This window comes from Methylocystis parvus OBBP (assembly GCF_027571405.1).
Taxonomy (GTDB): domain Bacteria; phylum Pseudomonadota; class Alphaproteobacteria; order Rhizobiales; family Beijerinckiaceae; genus Methylocystis; species Methylocystis parva.
The window spans coordinates 3,918,310-3,942,449 of sequence record NZ_CP092968.1; the positions used below are offsets into that span (position 1 = coordinate 3,918,310).

The 24,140-nt window shown below is 62.6% G+C and carries 16 protein-coding genes and 1 tRNA gene; 14 read left to right on the forward strand and 3 right to left on the reverse strand.

Annotation, left to right across the window (positions count from 1 at the left end; genetic code table 11):
* Window positions 1-17 precede the first annotated feature (17 nt).
* The 4 genes from mgtE (at window position 18) to rpmF (ending at window position 3,165) form a co-directional block, all read left to right on the forward strand.
* Window positions 18-1,427, forward strand: coding sequence for a magnesium transporter (gene mgtE, locus MMG94_RS18995; protein ID WP_026016253.1), 1,410 nt, complete (start codon window positions 18-20; stop codon window positions 1,425-1,427).
* A 112-nt stretch (window positions 1,428-1,539) separates the two neighbouring features.
* Entirely contained in the window at window positions 1,540-1,704 is a 165-nt protein-coding gene (locus MMG94_RS19000) for a hypothetical protein (RefSeq protein ID WP_016919988.1), read from the forward strand.
* Window positions 1,705-1,842: 138 nt separating this feature from the next.
* Complete coding sequence (locus MMG94_RS19005) at window positions 1,843-2,865, forward strand: glycoside hydrolase family 25 protein (RefSeq protein ID WP_244415335.1); 1,023 nt, start codon at window positions 1,843-1,845, stop codon at window positions 2,863-2,865.
* A 111-nt stretch (window positions 2,866-2,976) separates the two neighbouring features.
* The gene (gene rpmF, locus MMG94_RS19010) at window positions 2,977-3,165 is read left to right on the forward strand and encodes a 50S ribosomal protein L32 (protein ID WP_016919986.1); all 189 of its coding nucleotides are present in this window, start codon (window positions 2,977-2,979) and stop codon (window positions 3,163-3,165) included.
* A 96-nt stretch (window positions 3,166-3,261) separates the two neighbouring features.
* Here rpmF and MMG94_RS19015 read toward each other — a convergent pair whose 3' ends face one another.
* Both MMG94_RS19015 and MMG94_RS19020 read right to left on the reverse strand, forming a co-directional pair.
* Window positions 3,262-4,065, reverse strand: coding sequence for an SDR family NAD(P)-dependent oxidoreductase (locus tag MMG94_RS19015; RefSeq protein WP_154419599.1), 804 nt, complete (start codon window positions 4,063-4,065; stop codon window positions 3,262-3,264).
* A 6-nt stretch (window positions 4,066-4,071) separates the two neighbouring features.
* Window positions 4,072-4,575, reverse strand: a complete 504-nt coding sequence (locus MMG94_RS19020) for a tellurite resistance TerB family protein (RefSeq protein WP_016921773.1) — start codon at window positions 4,573-4,575, stop codon at window positions 4,072-4,074.
* Window positions 4,576-4,854: 279 nt separating this feature from the next.
* Between MMG94_RS19020 and MMG94_RS19025 the strand changes: the two genes are divergently transcribed.
* Window positions 4,855-6,504, forward strand: coding sequence for a SulP family inorganic anion transporter (locus tag MMG94_RS19025; RefSeq protein WP_016921774.1), 1,650 nt, complete (start codon window positions 4,855-4,857; stop codon window positions 6,502-6,504).
* A gap of 61 nt (window positions 6,505-6,565) precedes the next feature.
* On the opposite strand, the gene MMG94_RS19030 is transcribed toward MMG94_RS19025, so the two are convergent.
* Window positions 6,566-8,647 carry a disease resistance family protein gene (locus MMG94_RS19030; RefSeq protein WP_154419597.1) on the reverse strand — a complete coding sequence of 694 codons (2,082 nt, stop codon included), beginning with the start codon at window positions 8,645-8,647 and terminating at the stop codon, window positions 6,566-6,568.
* A 225-nt stretch (window positions 8,648-8,872) separates the two neighbouring features.
* Here MMG94_RS19030 and ahcY point away from each other — a divergent pair, with 225 nt between their 5' ends.
* From ahcY to MMG94_RS19075, 9 genes are all read left to right on the forward strand, one after another.
* On the forward strand, window positions 8,873-10,279 hold the full coding sequence (gene ahcY / locus MMG94_RS19035; RefSeq protein ID WP_016921775.1) for an adenosylhomocysteinase: 1,407 nt from the start codon (window positions 8,873-8,875) through the stop codon (window positions 10,277-10,279).
* A gap of 480 nt (window positions 10,280-10,759) precedes the next feature.
* A complete protein-coding gene (locus tag MMG94_RS19040) occupies window positions 10,760-13,288 on the forward strand; it encodes a sensor histidine kinase (protein ID WP_016921776.1) in 2,529 nt (842 codons plus the stop codon).
* Window positions 13,285-14,823: a bifunctional tRNA (adenosine(37)-N6)-threonylcarbamoyltransferase complex ATPase subunit type 1 TsaE/phosphotransferase gene (locus MMG94_RS19045; RefSeq protein WP_016921777.1), complete on the forward strand. Its 1,539-nt coding sequence runs from the start codon at window positions 13,285-13,287 to the stop codon at window positions 14,821-14,823. Before MMG94_RS19040 ends, MMG94_RS19045 begins: the two co-directional genes overlap by 4 nt.
* A 28-nt stretch (window positions 14,824-14,851) precedes the next feature.
* Complete coding sequence (locus MMG94_RS19050) at window positions 14,852-15,544, forward strand: nucleotidyltransferase family protein (RefSeq protein WP_016921778.1); 693 nt, start codon at window positions 14,852-14,854, stop codon at window positions 15,542-15,544.
* A gap of 2 nt (window positions 15,545-15,546) precedes the next feature.
* Window positions 15,547-18,651: a double-strand break repair protein AddB gene (addB, locus tag MMG94_RS19055; protein ID WP_154419595.1), complete on the forward strand. Its 3,105-nt coding sequence runs from the start codon at window positions 15,547-15,549 to the stop codon at window positions 18,649-18,651.
* On the forward strand, window positions 18,648-22,115 hold the full coding sequence (addA, locus tag MMG94_RS19060) for a double-strand break repair helicase AddA (protein WP_016921779.1): 3,468 nt from the start codon (window positions 18,648-18,650) through the stop codon (window positions 22,113-22,115). Before addB ends, addA begins: the two co-directional genes overlap by 4 nt.
* Entirely contained in the window at window positions 22,112-23,536 is a 1,425-nt protein-coding gene (locus MMG94_RS19065; protein ID WP_016921780.1) for a sensor histidine kinase, read from the forward strand. Before addA ends, MMG94_RS19065 begins: the two co-directional genes overlap by 4 nt.
* Before the next feature lie 53 nt (window positions 23,537-23,589).
* The gene (locus MMG94_RS19070) at window positions 23,590-23,721 is read left to right on the forward strand and encodes a hypothetical protein (RefSeq protein ID WP_016921781.1); all 132 of its coding nucleotides are present in this window, start codon (window positions 23,590-23,592) and stop codon (window positions 23,719-23,721) included.
* A 220-nt stretch (window positions 23,722-23,941) separates the two neighbouring features.
* A tRNA-Gly gene (locus MMG94_RS19075) sits at window positions 23,942-24,016 on the forward strand.
* Window positions 24,017-24,140: the final 124 nt, after the last annotated feature.

Below are 24,140 nucleotides of genomic sequence, written 5' to 3' on the forward strand. Positions count from 1 at the left end.
TTCTAGCGGGAATCGGCATGCCACTCGACCATGAAGATGCGGCGGCGGGGGCCGACGATTTCCGCGCCGAAAGCGGCGGATTCGACGCCGAGTTCGTCTTCGAGGTCGAGGCCGCCGTCGCCTTGGGCGACTCGGACCGGGTCCACGAACTTGTGGGCGACCTCCACGAGGCCGATCTCGGCGCGCTGCTCGAACAGCTGAGCCATGAGGCGCGTCCGCGTCTTGTCGAACTGATGGGCTCGGACTTCGACTTTACCGCGCTTATGGAAGTGGGTGAAGCCACCCGCGAGGACATTCTCGAAGAGCTGCCCGTCGAGACGCTGGTCGAGGGCGTGCGCGACCTCGAAAGCGACGACGCCGTCGCCATTCTCGAAACATTGGAGCCGGAAGAACAGGCCGAGGTTCTTGAGGCGCTGCCCGCGCAGGACCGCATCGTTCTGCGCCGTTCGCTGGATTATCCCGACGGCTCCGCTGGCCGTCTCATGCAGACGACGCTGATCGCCGTTCCGCCCTTCTGGACGGCGGGACGCGTTCTCGATTTCTTTCGCGAGACGGATGGCGACGCGCTGCCGGACAATTTCTTTGAAGTCTTCGTGGTCGACCCCGGCTACCATCTCCTTGGCACGGTCTTTCTCGATGCGCTTGTGCGCGCCAAGCCCGGCGCGCGGCTCGACGAAATCATGCAGGAAGATCGCCGCCGCGTGAAGGCGACGGAGGACGGCGCCGAGGCGGCGCGGCTCTTCGAGCGCTACAATCTGGTGTCGGTCCCGGTCGTCGACGAATCCGAGCGCCTCGTCGGCGTCCTCACCATCGACGACATCGTCGACGTCATTCAGGAGCAGGCTTCCGAAGAGATCAAGGCGCTCGGCGGCGTGAATCCGGAAGAAGAGCTGACCGACGATTTCTGGTGGATCGCGAAGAGCCGCTTCACCTGGCTGTTCATCAACATGCTGACGGCGTTCATCACCTCGACCGTGCTGAAGACCTTTCAGTCGCAATTGGAGCAGATGGTCGCGCTGGCCGTGCTCGGGCCGATCGTCGCGGGGCAGGGCGGCAATTCGGCGACGCAGACCATGACGGTCGCCGTGCGTGCGCTGGCGACGCGCGAATTGAACCGCAGCAACGCCTTGAAGATCATTTTCCGCGAGCTGGCCATTGGCGGCGTCAACGGCGCGGCCTTCGGCCTCGTGACGGGGCTGGTCGCGGCCAATTGGTTCCAGAATGTCGGGCTGCTGCCCGTCATGGCGCTGGCCATGTTCACCAATCTCGTCGCGGGCGCCTTTGGCGGCATCGTCGTGCCGCTCGTTTTCGACCGGTTCAAATTCGATCCCGCCGTGTCCTCCGGGCCCTTCGTCACCACCATCACCGACGTCGTGGGTTACGGAGCCTTCCTGACAATCGCCACCTTGTGGTTCCATCTAAACTAATAGTTTGAAATTCATTGATATTCAGATAGACTAAGTTAGTCTATTGATTTCATATACAACAATGTTATCCATCTTTTAACGAGGCGCGCCTCGGATGGATGGAGTAGATTAAATGACTTCGGGACTCAGCTTTATTCCGCTCGCCTTCTGGCTCGGCTTCCTGGCGCTCGGTTTCGTGACGAGCTTTGGCGGCCCGACCAAAACGCATCAGACGAAGGAAGCCGTCGCGCTCGAAAGCGGTCGCGGCGGGCAGGTCCCGCGGACGGCGCGCGACTGACTGACTCCCCGCAACACAATTCCGCTGTAAAGCTGTCGCAAAAAGAATCGCAGCGTCTTGCTTTCCCGGCGCGGCGCGTTAACGCTTCGTTACCGCCTGTGGGGATAATTTGACGAAATGCGCTCGTTGAATATTTCTGTGTCGCGTTTCACTGCGCTCGCCTGCGTCGTCGCGGCCAGCGCCGCGACCCTTGCCGCCTGCGGCAGCTCCTATGATCCCGGTTACGCCAAGCGTCCGCGATTCGCCACCAGCGCGCCGCTGGTGAACGCCAAGAAGGACCCGACCTTCCTCGCTTACGCGGTGCCGGAGTCCGATCTTCATCTCTTCCCCGCCACCCGCAGCGCCGAATTCGCCGTCCATGGCATCGACGTCTCCAAATATCAGGGCGACATCGACTGGGAGCAGGTGAAGGAATCCGGCGTCGCCTTCGCCTTCATCAAGGCGACCGAGGGCGGCGACAAAGCAGATTCCAGGTTCCAATATAATTGGGCGGCCGCAAAGGCCGCCGGCGTTCCGCGCGGCGCTTATCATTTCGTCTATTGGTGCCGGCCGCCGCACGAAGAGATCGCGAATTTCGCCTCGGTCGTTCCGCATGAGTCGGACGCCTTGCCGCCCGTGCTGGATGTCGAGCCGACGCCGGAATCGAGAAGCTGCAAGCGCACGCTCTACCGGGAAGAGGCGATCCGCGACATGCGGATCATGCTCGAGGCGATGGAGCGCCACTACGGCAAGAAGCCGATCATCTATTCCTCGGTCGACTTCTATCAGGCGATCCTTCAGCCGGACGCTCTGTCGGAATATCCGATCTGGGTGCGCTCGACGAAATATCATCCCAAGGTACGCTACGGCGACCGCAAATGGACCTTCTGGCAGTATCGCTCCGATGGGCGCGTGCCGGGCATTGTCGGGGCCGTGGACCAAAATACGTTCAATGGCAGCTTCGAACAGTGGAGGGGTTGGCTCGGATCAACGACCGGCATGCATGCGCATCCCGTAGCGGCGGCCCCGAAGCAGCTCGACGAGCGCGCCGCGAACAAGCTAATCGAGGACGATCCGGCCATGCTGAAAGGCGTCGATAAGGGCGCCTATGAGAAGGACGCTCCCGCCGCCGCCGTTCCCACGCCGCCGGCGGGGATCGAGGGACAGCCGGACAAAGGGTGATCCGACCGAACTCCGGGGTAGCCATCGCGCGCGTTTTCGCGTATACGCCCCGCACCAGTTTCCGCCGCGCGGCGAACCCGCGCGGCATTCGCTGTTTAGAGAGACAAGAAAATGGCCGTTCCGAAGCGCAAAACCTCCCCGATGAAGCGGGGCTTCCGCCGTTCCGCCGACGCCCTGAAGGCGCCGACCTATGTCGAGGACAAGGATTCGGGCGAGCTGCGCCGTCCGCACCACATCGACCTGAAGACCGGCATGTATCGCGGCCGTCAGGTGCTCAAGGTCAAGTCGGCCGAGGAATAAGCCAAGCTTCCTCGTCGCTATTAAAACGAAGAGCCCCTCGCGCGTCGAGACGCCCGCCCCGCGGGCTCCCCAGCGCGAGGGGCTCTTCGTTTTTCGTTAAGCGCGCTTCATCTGCGCCGTTCCGAGCAGCGGCAGCAGGATGGCGCGCGGCGAGAGTCGCGCGCTCCACACCATGACCTTGTTCATCGTTCCAGGCACCACGACGCGCTTGCCGGCCATCAGTCCGTCATAGCCCTGACGCGCGACGTCCTCCGCCGGCACGAGCGCCGGCTTCATTGCGCCCATCAGCCCTTCGAAGCTCATGCCCGCGCGCGCCTGGAAACCTGTAAGGACCGGGCCCGGACAGAGGCAGGAAACCTTCACCCCCGCGGGCTTCAGTTCATAGGACATCGCCTCGCTGAAAGAGCGCACGAAGGCCTTGGTCGCGTAATAGACGGCGAAGCCCGGCCCCGGCATGAAGGAGGCGATCGAGGCGACGTTCATGACGCCGCCCTTGTGGCGGGACAGTTCGGGGATGAAGCGCAGGGTCAGCGCGGTGAGCGTGCGGACATTCAGGTCGATCATCGCGAGCTGTTCGGCCTGATCGAGTTTGGCCGCGGGGCCGATGAGGCCGAAGCCGGCATTGTTGACCAGATATTGAGTGGCGAGCCCCGCCTCGGCGAGGCGGTCGGCGAGAGTCTCCACGGCTCCGTCGCCGAGGAGATCGAGCTCGATCACGGTCGGGCGCTTGCCGCGCTTGGACGCGATCTCTTCCGCCAGCGCCGAGAGCCGATCGCCGCGCCGGGCGACGATCGCGACCTCATGGCCCTTTTCGGCGAAGATGCGCGCCAGCTCCGCGCCGATTCCCTCCGACGCGCCGGTGACGACCGCCGCCGGGCGGGCTTGTGAAACATCGGTCATGAAACATCACTCCTTGGGGCGTTCCCAGGGGCCGCCATCCATCGGCGGGGGATTTTCCATCGCCTCGCGCGCCTCGCGGCGCAGCTCCACGCGTTCGCGGGTCGAGACGCCGAGCAGCTCCGCGACGCGCCAGACGACATTCTCCTCGAATTCATGCACCGACCCGTCGGCATGGGCCATGTCCCAGAGCATGCCGATCACCTGCTTGCGGCCGTCCTCGTCGAGGCGGCGCTTGAGCACGCTGGTGAAGCGGTAGAGGTCGACGGATTCCCGTTCGCTTTCAAAAGCGTTCTGGATCAGCGCGCGCGCTTCGTCCGGCGGCAGGCCGAAACGGATCTCCACGAGATGCTGGATGCGCGCCTTCTCGTCCTCGTCGAATTCGCCGTCGATCGAGGCGATATGAACGAGCAGCGCGGCCGCCGCGAGCTGATAGTCGACCGCCTCGAAGGGGCTCGGCCGCTCCGTTTCGCCGGTCAGTTCGGAAATGAAGGATTTGAGCGCGTCGAACATTGGAATTTGCCTGCCGGCGGGGGTGGCGATCGCCTTGCTATAGAGCAGGGCGCAACGAAAGGGTAGCCGCGCCGCCCCGCTCGGCGGGACTTGCGACCCAGCGGCGCCTCATCTGAGCAAAAATTGAGAAACATGCCTGTAGTACAGACCCAAAGCGGCGACCGAGGCCGATTATGACAGTAGAACGACGATAGGGGCCGGGGTCCACGCTTTTCGCGCCTCCGGCGCAGTCCGGGCGCCAGAAGCTTCGCGCCAACATGGAAGGATCGTTCATCTGAAATGACCATTGCGCCGACCAAAGCCGACTTGCCCCTGACCGGCCTCGCCGGGTTGAAACAGAACTGGCGCGCGGACGCCCTCGCCGGCTTCCTCGTCTTCCTCATCGCGCTGCCGCTTTGTCTCGGCATCGCCATGGCCTCGGGCTTTCCGCCCCAGGCGGGCCTGATCACGGCGATCGTCGGCGGCGTCTTCGTCTCGCGTTTCAACGGCTCCTTCGTCACAGTCAATGGACCGGCGGCGGGGCTCATCGTCGTGGCGCTCGCCTCCGTGCAGGAGCTCGGCGAGGGCGACGCGATGGCGGGCTATCGCTACACGCTGGCGGCCATCGTCTGCGCCAGCGTTCTCCAGACGCTGATGGGCGTGATGCGCGCCGGCAAGCTTTCCGCCTTCTTCCCGTCCTCCGCCGTCCACGGCATGCTCGCCGCCATCGGCATCATCATCATGGCCAAGCAGTTTCACGTCATGCTGGGCGTGAAGCCGGACGCTGACACGCTTTTTCAAACGATCGGCGCGATCCCCGCGAGCCTGAAGGAGATGAATCCCGAGGTTGCGACAATCGGCTTTGTCGGCCTCGCCATCCTCGTCGGCTGGACGATGGTGGATAACCGCTATCTCAAGATGGCGCCGGCGCCGCTTATCGTCGTGCTGGTCGGCATGGCGCTCGGCCAGTATTTCGATCTCGACGACGAGCACATCTTCCTGTTCCTGCCGGACATGCAGTTCCTGCCGCATCACGAATATACGATCGGTCCGAAATTCCTGGTCGCCATCCCCGATAATTTCCTTGCTGGCTTCGCCTTCCCGGATTTCAAGCCCGTCTTCACCATGGTCTTCTGGCAGCAGGTCGTCGCCATCTGCCTCGTCGGCAGTCTCGAGACGCTCCTCAGCGCCGCGGCCGTCGACAAGCTCGATCCCTATCGGCGCACCTCGGACCTCAATCGCGACCTCGCGGCGGTTGGCGTCGGCAATATCGTTTGCGGGTTCATCGGCGGTCTGCCGATGATCGCGGAGATCGTCCGCAGCTCGGCCAACTGCAATAATGGCGCGCGCACGGGCTGGTCGAACTTCTTCCACGGCCTCTTCGTGCTGATATTCGTGGCCCTGTTTCCCAAGCTCATCCATGAAATCCCGCTCGCGTCGCTTGCGGCGTTGCTGGTCTTCACGGGCTTCAGGCTGGCGTCTCCGAGCGTCTTCAAGAAGACGCTCGCCATCGGCTGGGATCAGCTCGGCGTCTTCTGCATCACCATTGTCGGCGTGCTGGCGACGGACCTGCTGATCGGCGTCGCCATCGGCGTCTTCGCCGAACTCGCCTTCCACCTCTATCGCAGCGTGCCCTGGAGCGAGGTGCTGCGCCTGCGCCTCGAGATCGAAGAAGCGGAGGAGGGCGTTTATCATATCCGCATGGGCGGCGCGGCCTTCTTCGCCAATGTGCTCGGCCTGAAGAAAGACCTGGCCCTCATCCCCAAGGGCAAGACGGTGATCTTCGATCTCTCCGAGACCGCCACCATCGACCATACGGTGATGGAATTCCTGCACCATTATTGCGAGGACTATGAGCGGGCGGGGGGCAGCGCCGAGCTGTTCGGGCTGGACAATCACGATGCGAAGTCCAAGCACCCGCTGGCGGCGCGGAAGCGGACGGCGGCGTGACGAAAAGGTCGGGCGCCCTGTCAATCAAGTTCTGCACAGCGGCTTGCGGTGTTCTATATTATTAATAATTGTCTTCTACATCGAGTCCCATATTCATCAAGTCGCCGTATTCGAAATTATCCACAACCCCCTTAAGAATTAATTTTCCAAAAATTGTCGTGGTTTTCGGAATTTTTGAAATATTTGAGCATCCGCTTAGGTCCAGATCTCCGCGCACTTCCAGTTTCTCGGGAAGCGCAGTCAAATTTGTGCATCCGCTCAAATCCAGGTCGCCGTACACCTTGAGCTCTTGAGGAAGCTTAACTAGACTACTGCACCCACTGAGTCTAAGATCGCCGTCCACAATATATTTTTCCGGCAGCTTATGCAAATTGACGCAGTCAGACAAATACAACGATCCTCCGACACTAAGGTCATCAGGAATATTTCTCAGCAGTTTGCAGCCAGCTAAGGAAAGCCAGCCTGCAACTTGCAGAGAATCGGGAATTGCTGCAAGATTAATACAGCCACTTAAATCAAGGCAGCCATCTACTATCATATTATTGCGGAGGTAACGCAAATTTATGCAGTCCCGGAGGCTGAAAACTCTGCTAATTAATTTACGGTGTTCATCTTCCATATCTTCATATGAGCGCCATCGATCTAGGTCAGTCGTGTTGGATTCCTGGTAATTTATTAACCCGATTTTTTCCGGTATCCTCTCAAGGCTAGAGCACCCGGTTAGATTCATGGCGTTTAACATAACCAGGCCTTCTGGTAATTGCTTCAGACTAATGCATCCAGTTAAATCGATAGAGAAAGTCGTTCCAATATTTCTCGGCAGATATCCCAGGCTCACGCAGCCGCCGGCCTTTAAACTTGACCTTACCTTTAAGTCTTGCGGCAATTCTGTTATTTCTACGCAATCGCTAATATCAAGATTTTGGACGTCGATGCCTTCTGGAAGAACGCTCAAGCTTGTGCAGCCGCGGAGGAAAAGCCGCCAGGAAACGCCCAAATTGTTTGGCAGTTCGGTAAGTCCTGAACAGCCCTCGGCAATCAGTTCCCGTGCAACCTTGAGGTCACTTGGCAGTCTGGATAGATTCTTACACCCTTTGATATTCAACTCGCGCAAAACGAGGCCTTCTGGTAGACTGATCAAGCCGTTACATCCACTAAGGTTCAAGGCTTCCGCCTCAAGGCCGTCTGGTAGACTGGTCAAGCAGCTAAACCCGACGAGTTCCAGTTTTCCTCCAACCTTGAGATTCTCGGGGAGGTGGAGGACATGCGCGGTTTCGTTGGCGCTACGGTTGTCTTCGGATTCGAAAAGAAAACCTCTCTGTCCTATTGTAAAGTCTCCACTAACTTCGAGACCGCGAGGAAGCCGGATCAATTGATGGTTATTGTTGAGGTGTAAGTTTTCACCGATTTTCAAGTTTGTTGGAAGCTTGTTGAGACTGCTGCATCCGGTCACGTAGAGGCTGCCAGCTATTGTGCTTAACCTGTCTGGAAAGCAGGTTAAGCTCGTGCACCTGTCAAGATAAATGCTTCCACGAACCTTTAAATCATCCGGAAGGCTAAGCAAGTTTTCGCAGTCGTCAATTCTAAGGCTGCCTACCTTTAGACCTGCAGGCAGATATCTCAGATTTTTACATCCGGCGAGGCGCAGATTGCCTCCGACAATCAAGTTATCCGGCAAGCTAGTAAAGTTGGCGCACTTCCAGAGGACGAGGTTTCCATCAACCGCCATGCCGCTCGGCAGATGGATTAAGTCCAGGCGTTCCTTGAGTTCCAAGTTCCCGCCAATTCTGACGCCTTCCGGTAAGTAAGGCAGTATGGAGCACCCGCTCAGCTCGAGATTGCCTCCAACTTCAAGATGTTTTGGTAGCCTGACCAATTTTGCGCAATTGGAGATTTTTAGATCTCCGCCCACTTTAAGACCTTCCGGGAGACCTATCAGGTTTAGGCACTCATCGAGTCGAATATTGCCTTTGACGCTTAGGCCTTCCGGAAGATTCTCTATCTTGTCACATTTCCGAATAGAAATGTTTCCCCGCAATTCCAGGTTTTTAGGAAGATTGAGATGTTCTTCGATATCGCCTGATGGGCGCGTGCTGTATTTTGATCCGTAGAAATGAATATTTTTCTCTAATACCAAGGACATCAAACGCCTCAAACGGAGCCATCGATCGCGCCGCTTATGTTACGCCAGGCGCCGCCATAGGCTAAGCGAATTTTGGGAGTGGCGGGAATGCGACGAACTCGGCGAGCCAGTTTCAAACACATGACATAAACAAATCTTTATATCTTTATTGCCTTCTGTCCGTCGCTTTGCTATAGGCTCTCCAGCGCCGGGGCGCCGGCCGTCCTTCCCGAGCAGAGGATTCGCATGACCGCTCACTTCAACGATTACGCCATCGCCGATATTTCGCTGGCCGATTGGGGCCGCAAGGAACTCAACATCGCCGAGACCGAAATGCCGGGCCTGATGGCGACCCGCGCCGAATATGGCGCGTCGCAGCCGCTCAAGGGCGCCCGCATCGCCGGCTCGCTGCATATGACCATCCAGACGGCGGTCCTGATCGAGACGCTGAAAGCGCTCGGCGCCGACATTCGCTGGGCCTCCTGCAACATCTATTCGACGCAGGACCACGCCGCCGCGGCCATCGCCGCCACCGGCACGCCGGTTTTCGCGATCAAGGGCGAGAGCCTCGAGGATTATTGGGACTATACCCACAAGATCTTCGAATGGGGCGACGGCGGCTGTCCGAACATGATCCTGGACGATGGCGGCGACGCCACGCTTCTCATCCATCTCGGCCTGCGCGCCGAGGGCGGCGACACGGCTTTCCTCGACAAGGCGACCAATGAAGAAGAGGAAGTCCTTTTCGCCGCCATCAAGAAGCGCCTCAAGGCCAATCCGGGTTGGTACGGCCGCAACGCCGTCGCCATCAAGGGCGTCACCGAAGAAACGACCACAGGCGTGCATCGCCTTTATGTGATGCACAAGGAGGGCAAGCTCCTCTGGCCGGCGATCAACGTCAACGACTCCGTGACGAAATCAAAGTTCGACAATCTGTATGGCTGCCGCGAGTCGCTCGTCGACGGCGTTCGCCGCGCCACCGACGTGATGATGGCCGGCAAGGTCGCCGTCATCGCCGGCTATGGCGACGTGGGCAAGGGCTCGGCCGCTTCGCTGCGCAACGCCGGCTGCCGCGTGCTGGTCACCGAAATCGACCCGATCTGCGCCCTGCAGGCCGCGATGGAAGGCTATGAGGTGACGACGATGGAAGACGCCGCGTCGCGCGGCGACATCTTCTGCACCGCGACGGGCAATGTCGACGTCATCACCGTCGACCACATGCGCGCGATGAAGGACCGCGCCATCGTCTGCAATATCGGCCATTTCGACTCGGAGATTCAGGTCGCCGGCCTGAAGAACCTCAAATGGCACAATGTGAAGCCGCAGGTGGACGAGATCGAGTTCGCCGACGGCAAGCGCATCATCCTGCTCGCCGAGGGCCGCCTCGTGAATCTCGGCTGCGCGACGGGCCATCCGTCCTTCGTGATGTCCGCGTCCTTCACCAACCAGACGCTGGCGCAGATCGAGCTGTGGACCAAGCAGGGCCAGTATCCGGTGGGCGTCTACACGCTGCCCAAGCAGCTCGATGAGAAGGTCGCCGCGCTCCATCTCGCCAAGATCGGCGTGAAGCTGACGAAAATGACCGACGAGCAGGCGAAATATCTCAACCTGCCGAAGAACGGCCCGTTCAAGCCGGAGCATTACCGGTATTGATCCGACGATGCGGGCGCGCGTTTTACGAGCGCCCGCAATTGGGCCGATCCAGATCCAAATGACGTTTCTCGTCGCGCTGCAACCGGGAATTGCGGGCCGAAATCCGGCCCGCGCCCGGAGCCGCTGTTTTCAGCGCCGGAGCCCTCGGCGCAAAGTCGACGCCTTCTCGCGGCCCCCTTCTGCGGAAGCGGGGCCGTTTTTTGCGCCGCATGATCAGAAACACGATTCCGTTTTAACCGATCGCGTTCTAGATTGAGGTGATTCGTACTGAGCGTCGTCGGCGCAGCGTGGCGGGCTTCCGTCGCCGGGCCGATCTGTTCCCGCCCCCGCCCTGGGGGCGGTCCGTACGCGCGTCCTGGCAGGTATGCGCCCTCGGCGCAACCCTGTGGCGTTTTGTAAAGAGCACCTCGCATCGTCTCTCTGGAGCCCAGTCTGCATGTGGCCTAAGCTGGTTTGCGCGCGAAAGGAAACGTCTCGCTCATGATGCGGTGCGGCCGAAAGCATTCCGGCGTTGACTGGCCGCGCGGCGCGGGGCGGGCGTCCATTGGACTGGCGCGCGGCGCGACGACGATATGCGGCGCGCTGTTTTCCGCGCCCGCTATGGCGCAGGTTCCGGGCGTCGCGGCCAATCTGTCGATCGACTCCGACGTCGTCGGCTTCGCCTTCAGCGGCGGGCTTGCGCTTTTTTCGGCGGTCGTCGCCCTCACTCATATCAGCGAGCGCAAGAGCTGGCGCGCCCGCGAGGCCGAACTCGTCTCCGAACTCGAGGATGCGCGCGCGAGACATGATCGCGCGAAGACCTTCCTCTCGAGCGAGCCCCAGGCCTTCATCGCCTGGAGCGGTCCGGATGGAGAGCCGGACGTCGGCGTCTCCGGTCTTCCCGTTTTCGAGACCGCCGCCGCGCCGCGCCGCATCCTTGCTTTCGGGACATGGCTCGCTCCCGCCGACGCTCAGGCGCTCGAGGCCGCTGTCGACCGGCTTCGCAAGAACGGCGACTCTTTTCGGCTTCCGCTCGCCGGCGTCGCGGGCCGATATTTCGACGCCGAAGGTCGCGCTGTCGGCGGCAGCGCCGTGTTGCGCATCCGCGAGGTTTCCGGAGATCGTCTTGAGCTGATCGGCCTGCGCGAGCGCCACGCCGAAACGGAGCGCCATCTCGCCGGCCTGCACGCGCTGCTGGACGCCTCGCTTGCGCCCGTTTGGGCGCGCGACGCAAAGGGCGGGCTCGTTTACGTGAACAGCGCCTATGTGGCCGCGGTCGAGGCGAAGGACGCCGCGGACGCCATCTCGCGCGGGCTCGAATTGCTCGATCAATCCGCGCGCTCCGAGGCGGCGCAGGCGTTGGCGAAAGGCGTCGTGTGGCGCGCGCGCGTTCCCGCGATCGTCGCGGGGTCGCGCCATATGCTCGACGTCACGCAAACGGCGTCGCCGGACATGCCGGCGGCGATGGCCATCGACCGGCACGAAGTGGAGACCGTTCGCGCCGATCTCGAGCAGCAGATGCAATCGCATAAGCGCACGCTCGATCAATTGCCCACCGCGGTCGCCATTTTCGATCGCAGCCGCCGCCTCGCCTATCACAACGACGCCTACGCCAAGCTCTGGCAGCTCGGCGCCGCGTTCCTCGACCAGAAGCCGACCGACGGAGAAATTCTCGACCGGCTACGCGCCGACGGCCGCCTGCCCGCGGAGTCCGATTACAAGGCGTGGAAGGAACGCCTCTTCGAGGCTTATCGATCGAACGATCCGATGCGCCACACCTGGCATTTGCCGGATGGCCGCATCGTCGACGTCGTCGCGCATCCCGATCCGCGCGGCGGCGTGACCTATCTCTATGACGACACGACCGAGGCGGTCGATCTCGCGACGCGCTTCGTCGCGCTGAACCGAACGCAGAGCGAAACCCTGGAGACGCTGCATGAAGGCGTCGCGGTTTTCGGGGCGGACGGACGTCTCAATTTCTGCAACCCGGCTTTCGCCCGCATGTGGCGTCTCGAACCCGAGGAACTTGCGGAAAAGCCGCGTTTCGAAACGATCGTCGCCCATTGCAAGACGCTGCATGACGACGAGGAGACCTGGGGCAAGCTGCAAAGCTTCGTCACGAGCTTCAACGATATGCGCGAAGGCTTCACGCGTCGCATCGAACGCAGCGACGGCGTCGTGCTCGACTGTACGGCGCAGTCCCTGCTCGACGGCGCGGCGCTGCTGACTTTCGTCGACGTGACGGCGGATGTGAGCGCCGAACGCGCGCTTTCCGAGCGCAACAAGGCGTTGATGGCGGCGGAGAAGCTGCGCAACGACTTCATCCACCACGTCAGCTACGAGCTTCGCTCGCCGCTCAACAACATCAACGGATTCGTGCATCTCCTGGGCGAAGATTCGACGGGCCCGCTCAATCCGCGCCAGTTCGAATATCTTGGCTATGTCAGCAAGTCCTCGGCGGCGCTTCTCGCGATCATCGACGATATTCTCGACCTCGCCACCATCGACGAGGACGCGCTGGAGCTTGAATTCTCCGATGTCGACGTGCTCGCGACCATGCGCGCCGCGATCGAGGGCGTGCAGGACCGTCTCGCCGAGAATTCGATAGACGTGCAGATCGTCGCGCTGGACAATGTCGGCGCGTTCCGGGGCGACGCAAAGCGCGTGCGGCAGATTTTGTTCAATCTGCTCTCCAACGCCATCGGCTTTTCGAGCCCGGGCCAGACGGTCACGCTCGCCGCCTTGCGGCGCGAGGACGACGTCGTCTTTAAGGTCACCGATCGCGGGCGCGGCATTCCCCCGGACGTGCTGGAGCGCGTCTTCGAGAGATTCGAGTCGCATACGGCCGGTTCGCGCCATCGCGGCGTCGGGCTCGGGCTCTCCATCGTGCGGGCCTTCATGGAGCTGCATGGCGGCAAGGTTTTCATCGACTCCGCGCCGGGCGAGGGCACGACCGTCACCTGCGTCTTCCCGGCGCGGGCGGCGCATGAGGAGATGCGGCCCGCCGCGAGAGAAGGAGGCGCGCAATGACGGACGAAATGGCGGGCAAGACCGTCTGGCGCGTCGAAGTTGCGGACGAAACGGCGACCGCCGCGCTCGCGGCCGACATCGCCGCTTTGCTCAAGAACGGCGATACCGTGACGCTTGCAGGCGATCTCGGCGCAGGCAAGACGACCTTCGCACGCGCGCTGATCCGAAAGCTGCTCGACGACCCGGCCATAGAGGCGCCGAGCCCGACCTTTACGCTCATGCAGATCTACGAGGGCGAGACCGCGCGCATCGTGCATGCGGATTTCTACCGCATCGGATCGGCGTCGGAGCTGTCCGGCCTCGGCTGGGAAGAGGCGGTGGAAGACGCCATCGTTCTCGCGGAATGGGCCGAGCGCGCGCCCGAGGTCCTGCCGCCGGACCGGCTGGACGTGCGGCTGAGCTTCGCCGACGCCGACAATCGCGACGCCCGGCGCGTGACGATTTCCGGCTATGGCGCCTTCGCGGCCCGGCTCAAATCCTTCAAGTCGCTGCGCGAATTGTTGCGTCGCGAGGGCTGGGCGGACGCGACGCGCAGCTTTCTCCTGGGCGACGCCTCGTCGCGCGCCTATGAAACGCTCGTCAAGCCCGACGGCCAGCGCGCGATTCTCATGATCTCGCCGCCGCGCCCCGACGGGCCGCCGATCCGCTACGGCAAATCCTACAGCGCCATTGCGCATCTTGCAGAGAATGTGAAGCCTTTCGTCGCCGTCGCGCATGGCCTGCTGGCGCATGGGCTCTCGGCGCCCGAAATTTACGGACAGGATCTCGACGCCGGGCTGCTGATCGTCGAAGATCTGGGACGCGAAGGCGTCGTCGATGAAAACGGTCCGATCTCCGAGCGCTATCTGGAAGCCGCGGCGGCGCTGGCGCATCTTCACTCCCAGCGCCTGCCTGAAGCGCTGCCGATCGACGGCGCCGGAAATTATCATATCCCGCCATACGATCTGGACGCGCTGCTGATCGAGGTCGATCTGCTGCTCGAATGGTATGTGCCGCATCGGAAGGCCGCCGTCGCCTCCGGCGCGCGCGCCGTTTTTTCCAATTTATGGCGACAGGCGCTGCTCGAGGTCGCCAGCGCGCCGCCGACATGGACCTTGCGCGATTATCATTCGCCCAATCTGATCTGGCTCGAGAGCCGCCAGGGCGTCAGGCGCATCGGCGTCATCGACTTTCAGGACTGCGTGCTCGGCCACCCGGCCTATGACATGGCGTCGCTCGGCCAGGACGCACGCGTCGCCGTGCCGGACGATCTGGAGCTGAAGCTGCTCGCCCATTACGCCAAGCTGCGCAAGGATGCGGACGAATCCTTCGACATGGCGGCCTTCGCCAAGGCCTATATGACGCTGGCGGCGCAGCGCGCGACGAAGGTGCTTGGCATCTTCGCGCGTCTCGACCAGCGTGACGGCAAGCCGCAATATCTGGCGCATATGCCCCGCGTCGAAGCCTATCTGAAGAAGAGCTTGCGACATCCCGCGCTGGCTGAGATAAAAGCGTGGTATGAATCCAATCTCCCCGGCCTCTTCAACGCGCCCTGACGGCGCCGCGTCCATGCCGAAGACAGCCATGGTCTTCGCGGCGGGTCTCGGCACGCGCATGCGGCCTTTAACGGATGCGACGCCGAAGCCGCTCGTTTCGGTCGCGGGCCGCGCGCTCATCGATTATGCGCTCGACGATTTTGCGCGCGCCGGCGTCGAGACGGCGATCGTCAATGTGCATCACCTCGCCGATCAGATCGAGGCGCATCTGGCGTCGCGCATGGAGCCCCGCATCGTCCTCTCCGATGAGCGCGATCTGCTTCTCGATCAGGGCGGAGGCATCAAGAAAGTCCTGCCGCTCATTGGCGACGATCCCTTCTTCATCTGCAACACCGACGCCTTCTGGTTCGGCGCCGCCCGATCCAATCTCCTCGCGCTGGCGCGGGCGTGGGACGCAAACGAGATGGATGCGGCGCTGTTGCTGTCGCCGACGCAAGGCAGCGTGGGCGTCGATTGGGAGGGCGATTTCGACCTTTCTCCCGAAGGCCGCATCATCCGCCGCGAGGGCGCGAAGCCTTATGTCTATTCCGGGGTCGGCCTGATCAAGCCGCAGCTTTTCGCGGGAGAGGCGAAGGACGTGTTCAAGCTCGCGCCTTTCCTTTTCTCCGCCGCCGAGAAAGGTCGACTTTTTGGCGTCGTCTCCAACGGATTGTGGCTCCATGTCGGCACGGTCGCGGCGATCGAACAGGCTGAGAAAGCGATCGCCGCGCAACGGAGGTGAGTGTGGCGACGCGACGCAACGTCTACACCATTGCGCCAGGAGCGCCCTTCCTCGAATCTTTTGTCGACGCTTTTCTCGGCGGCGAAATTCTTCCTGTCCTGTCGCGAAACTCGCCGCCCATCGCCATGGCGCGCGCCACGATCTACGTGCCGACCCAGCGCGCCGGACGCGCGCTTAGCGCCCAATTTGCGCGCGCGTTCGGCAAGGGCGCGACGTTCCTGCCGCGCATTCTTCCTCTCGGCGGTCTCGACGATCGCGAGACGACCGCGCTCTTTGGCGATTTCGGCCAGGACTTCGAGGACGCCGACCGACCCCAGATCGAAGAAATCGAGCGGCGTCTGCTACTCGCGCAACTCGTCGCCAAATGGTCGGAGGCGATCGGCTCGGCGATTGTCTCCGCCGATGACGACGGCGGCTTCGTCCATGATGAAAGCGAGCCCTTTCTCGTCGCGGCCTCTCCCGCGGGCGCCTATGCGCTCGCCGCCGACCTTGCCGCGCTGATCGACGAGTTCATCATCGAAAGCGTCGACGCCAATGCCATAAAGGACGCGATCGACGACAGCGCTTTCGACCAATATTGGTCGATCACGACCGCTTTCCTTCGCATCGCTTTGGAGCAATGGCCTGCAATCTTGCGGGAAATCGGACGGGTCGATCCCTCGATGCGCCAGAAGCGCCTGATCGAAGCGCAGATCGAGACGTTGATCTCCGCCGCGGACCACGCGCCAGTCATCGCGATCGGTTCGACGGGCGCGCAGCCGACGACCGCGCGGCTTCTCTCCGCCATTGCGTCGCTCGAGCAGGGCGCGGTCGTTTTGCCGGGCCTGGATCAGGAGATGGACGAAGCCGCATGGGCGCAGGTGGGAGAAGGGGAGGATGAGCCCGCCTTCACGCATCCGCAGACGATGCTCAAACGTCTGCTCGGCGTCATGAGGCTGGAGCGCGCGGACGTGCGCGAACTCAGCATGCTTCCAGAGAAGCGCGCACAGCGGCGCAGGCTGGTCTCGCAGGCCATGCTTCCAGCGGATGCGACGGCGGACTGGCGCAGCTTTCGCGACAGGGAGGGCGAAGGCTTTCGCGAGGCGCTCGACGGCGTCGCTTTGCTCGAGGCGCCCGACGAGCAGATGGAGGCTCTGGCCCTTGCGCTTTTCTTGCGGGAGGCGCTGGAGACGCCGGGACGCACGGCTGCGCTCGTCACCCCGGATCGTAATATTGCGCGCAGGGTCGCGGCGGAACTGCGCCGTTTCGAGATCGACATTGACGACTCCGGCGGCGCGTCGCTCGCATCGACGCAGGCCGGCGCGCTTGCGCGTCTGATCGCTTCGATTGGCGCGCGCGGACTTGACGCTGTCGCCATCGCCTCGCTGCTCGCGCATCCGGTGGCGCATTTCGGCCGCGAGCGCGACGACATTCTCACGCTTGCGCCGCTCGTTGAAATCGGCGTGCTGCGCGCGATCCCGGCCGCCGCGGATGGATACGCCGCGCGCGTCGAGACCGCGAAAGCGAAGGCGGCCGACATTCATGCGCATCCGGCCGCGCGACGCATCGATGCGGCGCAATGGCTCGCCATTCAGGCCTTGCTCGAAGAGGTCGAAGCGGCCTTCTCGTCCTTTCGCGCAGTGGCCGGCGCAGTTGATCTGAGACGTTTCGCGCTCGCTCATCGCGCGGCTTTCGAGGCCGTCGCGCGCGGCGCCGGGGAGAGCGAGGGCGACGATCCGCTCGCGCTTTTCGATCTTTTCGAACGGCTCGCATGCGCGAGCGCGCCTTCGGGCTTCAACGCGGCCTCCTACGCCGCGCTTTTCGACCGCATCGCCTTCGAGACGACATTGCGCGGTCCGCGCCGGGCGCATCCGCGTCTCAAAATTCTGGGCCCGCTCGAAGCGCGTCTCATCGAAGCCGACCTCATGCTGCTTGCGGGTCTCGATGAGGGCGTCTGGCCGCCGCAGACCGAGACGGGCGCTTTTCTCAACCGCTCCATGCGCGCGCAACTGAAGCTTTCGCCGCCGGAGCGGCGCATCGGCCAGAGCGCGCATGATTTCATGATGGCGCTCGGCGCCGAGAGCGTCGTTCTCAGCCGCGCGGCGAAGCGCGACGGCTCGCCGACCGTGGCGTCGCGCTTCCTGACGCGCCTCGAAGCGCTTGCGGGCGAAGCGCTGCAGGATTGCCGGCAGCGCGGCGCGGACATGCTCGCCATCGCTGCGGCGCTCGATCAGCCGAGCGCATCCGAGATCGCCGTCTTGCCGCGTCCGGCGCCGTGCCCGCCGCTCGATCTGCGGCCTCAAAGGCTGAGCGTTACGCGCATCGAGGTCCTCCGCCGGGACCCTTACGCAATCTTCGCCGAACAAATCCTGAAATTGACGCCTCTCGATCCATTGGGGGTCGAGATCGGCGCGCGCGAATTGGGGACCGCCATTCATGCGGCGCTGGAGGCGTTCGTCGCGCGTCATCCAAGCGGACCCCTGCCGGACGATGCGCGCGATACGCTGCTGGCGATTGCGCGCGAGGGTCTCGCCCCATTCTTCGCCGATCCGGCGTTCGAGACCTTCGCCTGGCCGCGTCTCGTCGCGGGGCTCGATTACGCGCTCTCTTTCGAAAAAGAACGACGCGCGGAGGGCGGCGCGATCTTTATGGAAAAGTCAGCGTCATGGCCTTTGAAACTCGATGACGGCTCGATATTCATGCTGACCGCAAAGGCGGATCGCATCGAGGTCGGTCTCGATGGAATGGCGAGCGTTTTCGATTACAAGACCGGACGGACGCCGACGATAAAGCAGGTTCAGGCGGGTTTCGCGCCGCAGATCACCCTGGAGGCGGCGATGATCGAAGCGGGCGCCTTCGAGGATATCGGCGCGCATCGCGTCATCGGCGGCGCCTATGTGGGGCTGAAGAATGGCGGTAAGCCGCAACCGTTGAAATTCGACAATGCGACATTCGAAGAAGTCGTCGGATTGCATCGCCTCGAACTTTTGAAAATGCTCTCGCAATTTCGAGAGCCGCGGACGCCTTATCCCTCGCGTCCTTTCGTTGCGCTCGTCGCTCATGAAGGCGCATATGACCATCTGGCTCGCGTTAAAGAATGGTCGCGAGGCGGCGGGGAGGGCGCATGAACGATCGCGCTTTTCTCTCCATGACGATCCGCGCGCAACAGCGCGCCTCCGATCCGCATGTCTCCGCCTGGGTCGCCGCGCATGCGGGGTCCGGCAAGACCTATGTGCTGACGCAGCGCGTTTTGCGGCTTCTGTTGGAGGGCGTGCGTCCGTCCCAGATACTTTGTCTGACTTTCACGAAAGCGGCGGCCGCCAATATGTCGACCCGCGTCTTCGACAAGCTCGCGCAATGGGCCTTGCTCGACGATGACGCGCTGACCCGCGAGATCGAGGGGACCGGCGCGCAGGCGCCGAGCCGCGCCGATCTGGCGTTCGCCCGTCGTCTCTTCGCGCGCGCCGTCGAAACGCCCGGCGGGCTGAAAATCCAGACGATCCACGCCTTCTGCGAAAAGCTGCTGCATATCTTTCCCTTCGAGGCCAATGCGCCCGCTGGTTTTGAAGTCGTCGACGATGCGGCGCGCTCGGAATTGCTGCGGGCCGCGAAGAGTCGCGCGATTGTCGAGGCGATGCGCGCCTCCGGCTCTCTCAACGAGGCGCTGCGGCTTGTGGCGCGGGAGACGACGGAAAGCGGGTTCGACGATCTTTGCGGCGAGTTGCTCACGCATCGCGATGCGCTGGCGCAGGCTTTCGAGCAGGACGAATATGCGCGCCGGCTTCGTCGAAGACTGGGGCTCGGCGCGGATGAGACGCTCGCAACGGTCGACGAGCAGATCATGGCGGACGCCGCGGAGTGGCCCGAGCTTGTCGCCATTCTGCGACAGGGCTCCAGGAACGATCAAAAACTTGCGGCGACGCTACAGGAAGCCGCCGCTCTCTCGCCGGGGTCTGACCGCGTCAATCGATACATTTCAGTTTTTTACACGAATGAGGGAAAGCCCCGAGGTTCGGCCAAGCAGAAAATCGTTACGGCCGGCATGGAGAAAATCAGCCCAGGCATTCTCGCGAGGATGGAGGCCGAGCGCGATCGTCTGGCGCGACTGGTCGATAAGCGCAAAGCGGCGTCGGTGGTCGAGCGATCGCTGGCGCTCGCTTCAATCGGCGACGCCATTATCGCGGAGTATGAGCGCGCGAAACGCTACCGCAACTACCTCGATTACGACGATTTGATCGATTGCGCGCGGCGGCTCCTTCACCGCTCCAATCCATCCTGGGTCCTCTACAAGCTCGACGCGCAGATCGATCACATCTTGTTGGACGAAGCGCAGGATACGAGCGCGCGGCAATGGGATATCCTTACGGCGATCGCGAAGGAGTTCTGCGCTGGCGTCGGCGCTCGACGCGTAAAGCGCAGCTTTTTCGCGGTCGGAGACGACAAGCAGTCGATCTTTTCGTTCCAGGGCGCGGCCCCGGAGAAGTTCGACTCCATGCGCCGCAGCTTTCAAGCGAGCTTCGCCGCCATTTCGCAACGCTTCGAATATGTGCGCCTCGTCGAGTCCTTCCGTTCGGCTCCCGGCGTTCTCGCCGCCGTGGACGATGTCTTCAATTTCGGAGATAACGGCGTCGGCCTCAGTTGCGATCTCGATCCCGCGAAGCCGCCGTTGAAGCACGAGGCCGCGAAGTCCCATGTCGCCGCCTCGATAGAAATCTGGAGCCCAATCGGACCGCTCGGCAAAGAGGAGCCGGAAGACTGGCGCCTGCCGCTCGACTATGCCTCGGCCAAAGATCCAGCCGAGCGCCTCGCGCGGAGCGTCGCGGCGAAAATAAGCGCCCTGTTGGCGCCGGGCGGGGGCGAATGCGTAGAGGACAATAAAACGTTGCGCCCCGTCGAGCCGCGGGACATCCTTATTGTCGTGCGCAAGCGCGGCGCTTTCTTCGAGGCGGTGATCCGCGCTTTGAAAGCGGAGAACGTGCCGGTCGCGGGGGCGGACAGGCTCGACCTCGCGCGACATATCGCCGTAAACGATCTTGTCGCCCTCGGTCGCGCATCCTTGCTTCCCGAGGACGATCTTACGGTCGCGACCGTGCTCAAATCTCCCTTGATGGGTTTTGACGACGACGATCTGCTTCGTCTCTCCGCGCATCGCCCCGGTTCGCTCTATGCGGCTCTTCGCCCCAGCGCCGAAGCGAAGGATCGAATGGCGGCGCTGATGTTCGACGCATGGCGCCGCGACGCCGCCACGACTCCACCCTATGAATTCTACAATAGCGTGCTAGGACCCGGCGGCGGACGGCGACGGCTCGTCGCGCGGCTTGGTCCGGAGGCGAATGACGCCATAGACGAGTTCTTGCGGCTGGCGCTTTCCTTCGAGCGCGAACAGTCGCCCTCTCTCGTGGCGTTTCTGGCGATGATCGGAACGCTGGAGCTCTCGATCAAACGCGACATGGAGGCGGCCGGCGAAACCGTGCGCGTGATGACCGCGCATGCGGCGAAAGGTCTGGAGGCGAAGATCGTGTTCCTCCCCGACACATGCGGCGCGCCGGCGGGCAAGCATGACCCCAAGCTCCTCACCCTGGATGACGGAGCCGGCGGTCAGTCGCTCGTCTGGGCGCGCGGGCGCGATTATGATCCGGCGGCTGTCATCGAGGCGCGCGACGAACGTCGGGAGGCGGAGCGCGCCGAACACAGGCGCCTGCTCTATGTCGCCATGACGCGCGCGGAGGAAAGACTTTATGTCTCCGGCCATCATGGCGCGAAGGGTCCGGCCGAGGGTTGCTGGCACAATATGATTGTCGAGGCGCTCGGCGCGAGCTGCGAGAGGCTTCCCAATCCCGACGATCCGGAAGGCTATATTCTGCGACGGGGCGAGGCGCCACGGCGCGCCGACGTTTCACGCGCCGCCGCCCAGCCTTGCGAGACGTCGACACCGACCTTTGCGCGCATGCCGGCGCCGCGAGAAGCCGCGCCCACGCCTCCCATGCGGCCGTCGAGCGCGCTCGCGGGAGCCGACGCTTTCGACCGCTCCGGCGGAAGCGCGCCGATGCGCAAGGATGTGGAGCGCGCGCTCGTCGGCCGGTTGACTCATGCCCTGCTGCAGCATCTTCCCCAATGCGCGCCCGGGCGGCGCGTCGAGGCGGCGGCGCTTTTTCTGGAGCGGCGCGGACCGGGACTCGACGATGCGCGCCGGGCCGAGATCCTCCGTGCGGCGCTTTCGGTCATCGACGCGCCGGAGCTCGCGCCGCTCTTTGGCCCACACTCCGCGGCGGAGGTCGACATCGTGGCGACGCTTGCAGGGGGCCATGCAATATCCGGGCGCATCGATCGTCTGGCCGAGACGTCGGACGAAGTCTTGCTCGCGGATTTCAAAACCGGACGCCGGCGCGATATTCCGCATCTGGCGCAACTGCGCCAGCTCGCGCTGTATCGCGCCGCGCTGGCGCCGCTCTATCCGGGAAAGCCGATCCGTTGCGCGATTGTCTGGACCCAGGACGCCTCCGTCGTCGAAGCTGAGGACGTCATGCTGGACAAAGCGCTCGTCGCGGCTCTCGAGGCCGCGCCTCTCTCCGATCAAAGTGAGTCGAAATGATCCTTTCCGACTTCGTGCGCCGCTTGCGGCCGGACCACCTTCTCGGTCAGATTTCACTTTTGATCCTTGGCTCGATCGTCGCCTACCAGCTCGTCATCGTCGTCATACTCCATGCGATGGAGTCCGAAGGACGCCGTCACTATGTCTCGGAAGCTGATTTCATCACCGGCCTGCTCCTGGCGCTCGACTCCGTTCCCGTGACGGAGAGAAACGCGCTCATCAACAAGGTTCATTTCGCCGCGCCTTACGCCGTGATTTCCATTCGCGGCGATCGGCCTGAAGCGCTGGACACCAGGGAGCCCATTTTCGAGGCGGAGATCCGACGGATCAACGCGCATCTGACGAGCCCGGAAAAGGCTTTCGCAACAGCGCCTCTTCACAATGCGCATGACACGCTGGCCCTGCCGCTCGAGAAAGGCGGTTACGCGATCATATCCGTCGCGCAGCACCGCAAGCCCTCGCGCCTCCTGTGGCGCTGGCTCTGGGAGCCCGAGCCGCATTATCCATTCTATATGACGCGTTGGGCGCGCGCTGGATTCCTCTTCTTCATAAGCGCGACGATCATTCTGATCTTCCTTTCCAATTACATTATTGCGCCTTTGGACGAGCTCGCGCGGCGCGCTGAATCCTTCCCGACCCAGAACGGCCTCAAGACGTCGCTCATCCAGCGCGGCCCAAGGGAGATTCGCGATCTGCACCGCGCGATACGCGGCATGAAGGAGCGTATTCTCGCCATGGTCGCCGAGCGGACCCATGTGCTCGCCGCCGTCAGCCACGATCTCAAAACAATCATCACGCGCATGAGCCTGCGCACGGAATTCATCGCCGACGAGAATCTACGCCATAAAATGCAGAAGGACATTCAGTTGATGGACGCCATGCTGCGCAAGAATCTCGAATATCTGCGCACCCAGGATAAGCGCAGCGACCATTCCGTGATCGACGTCAGCAGCGTCATTCAGACGGTTGTCGATGAATTCAACGAACTGGGGCACAAGGTCAGCTACGATTGCGACAAGATCCTCATGATGCGCGGGTCCCTTTCGGAAATGCATCGGGTCTTCACCAATCTCGTGGAGAACGCCATCAATCACGGCGGAGCCGTCGAGATCGCGGTCGAGAGGCTCGATGGAGGGCGCTTGCAGATCGACGTCGTCGACGATGGTCCCGGAATCTCGGACGGGCTCAAGGCGGTTATGTTCGAACCCTTCGTGCGGGGGCAGGCGGGGCGCACGGTCGGCGACAAAGGCGGATTCGGACTCGGCCTCTCCATCGTGCGCTCTCTCGTGGAGAGCCAGGGCGGAACGGTCGAATTGCTGGATCGCAAAGGCGGCGGGCTAATCGTGCGGGTGGTCGTTCCCGAAGAGAACGAGCACGCGCGAACCGCTCTCGAGGCTCAGCCTGTAACCAAAGTTAACTAACGCACTCGCTTGCACGGAGTTGAATGCGGCGAAGAAACGCCGTGGCGTTCGCCATGTCCGAGTTGTCGTCCATATCCGACGTTCAGGGAACGAAGCAGGAGGGCGACGCGCTCAAAGGAACGGGCGTTCTTCAGTCGCGTGCGGAATGGGATGCGCGCAACATCTCGACCGTCATGCCAAGATAGTCCACCGCTTCCCATAGGTCGCAGCGATTCACCGCGAGTCAGGCGTGGCGGTTAGCGCAGGGCGTGGCAGAAGAACATCAACAGAACGCGGAACGGGACTTCTACGGGACTTTTCGTTCCAAAAAGCTCCGTTCGTTTCCCTTTCCTGCCGCCGACGGCTCGGGGCGCCTTGCTCCGATCGAGGAAAAACCCTATACAAACTGAGCGGTTTTCGCCGCTCGCGGGCGTAGTTCAGTGGTAGAACGACAGCTTCCCAAGCTGTATGTCGTGGGTTCGATTCCCATCGCCCGCTCCATCCTCCGCACCCGCCAAGGCGGTCCCCGGTTCGGGCGCTTCCAGCAGCTTCTCGGATTTCCTTCTCCGGGGCTGAATTCCTGCTTGCTCGGGAATGACAAGCCCCGGCCTCCCGGCTAGAAGGC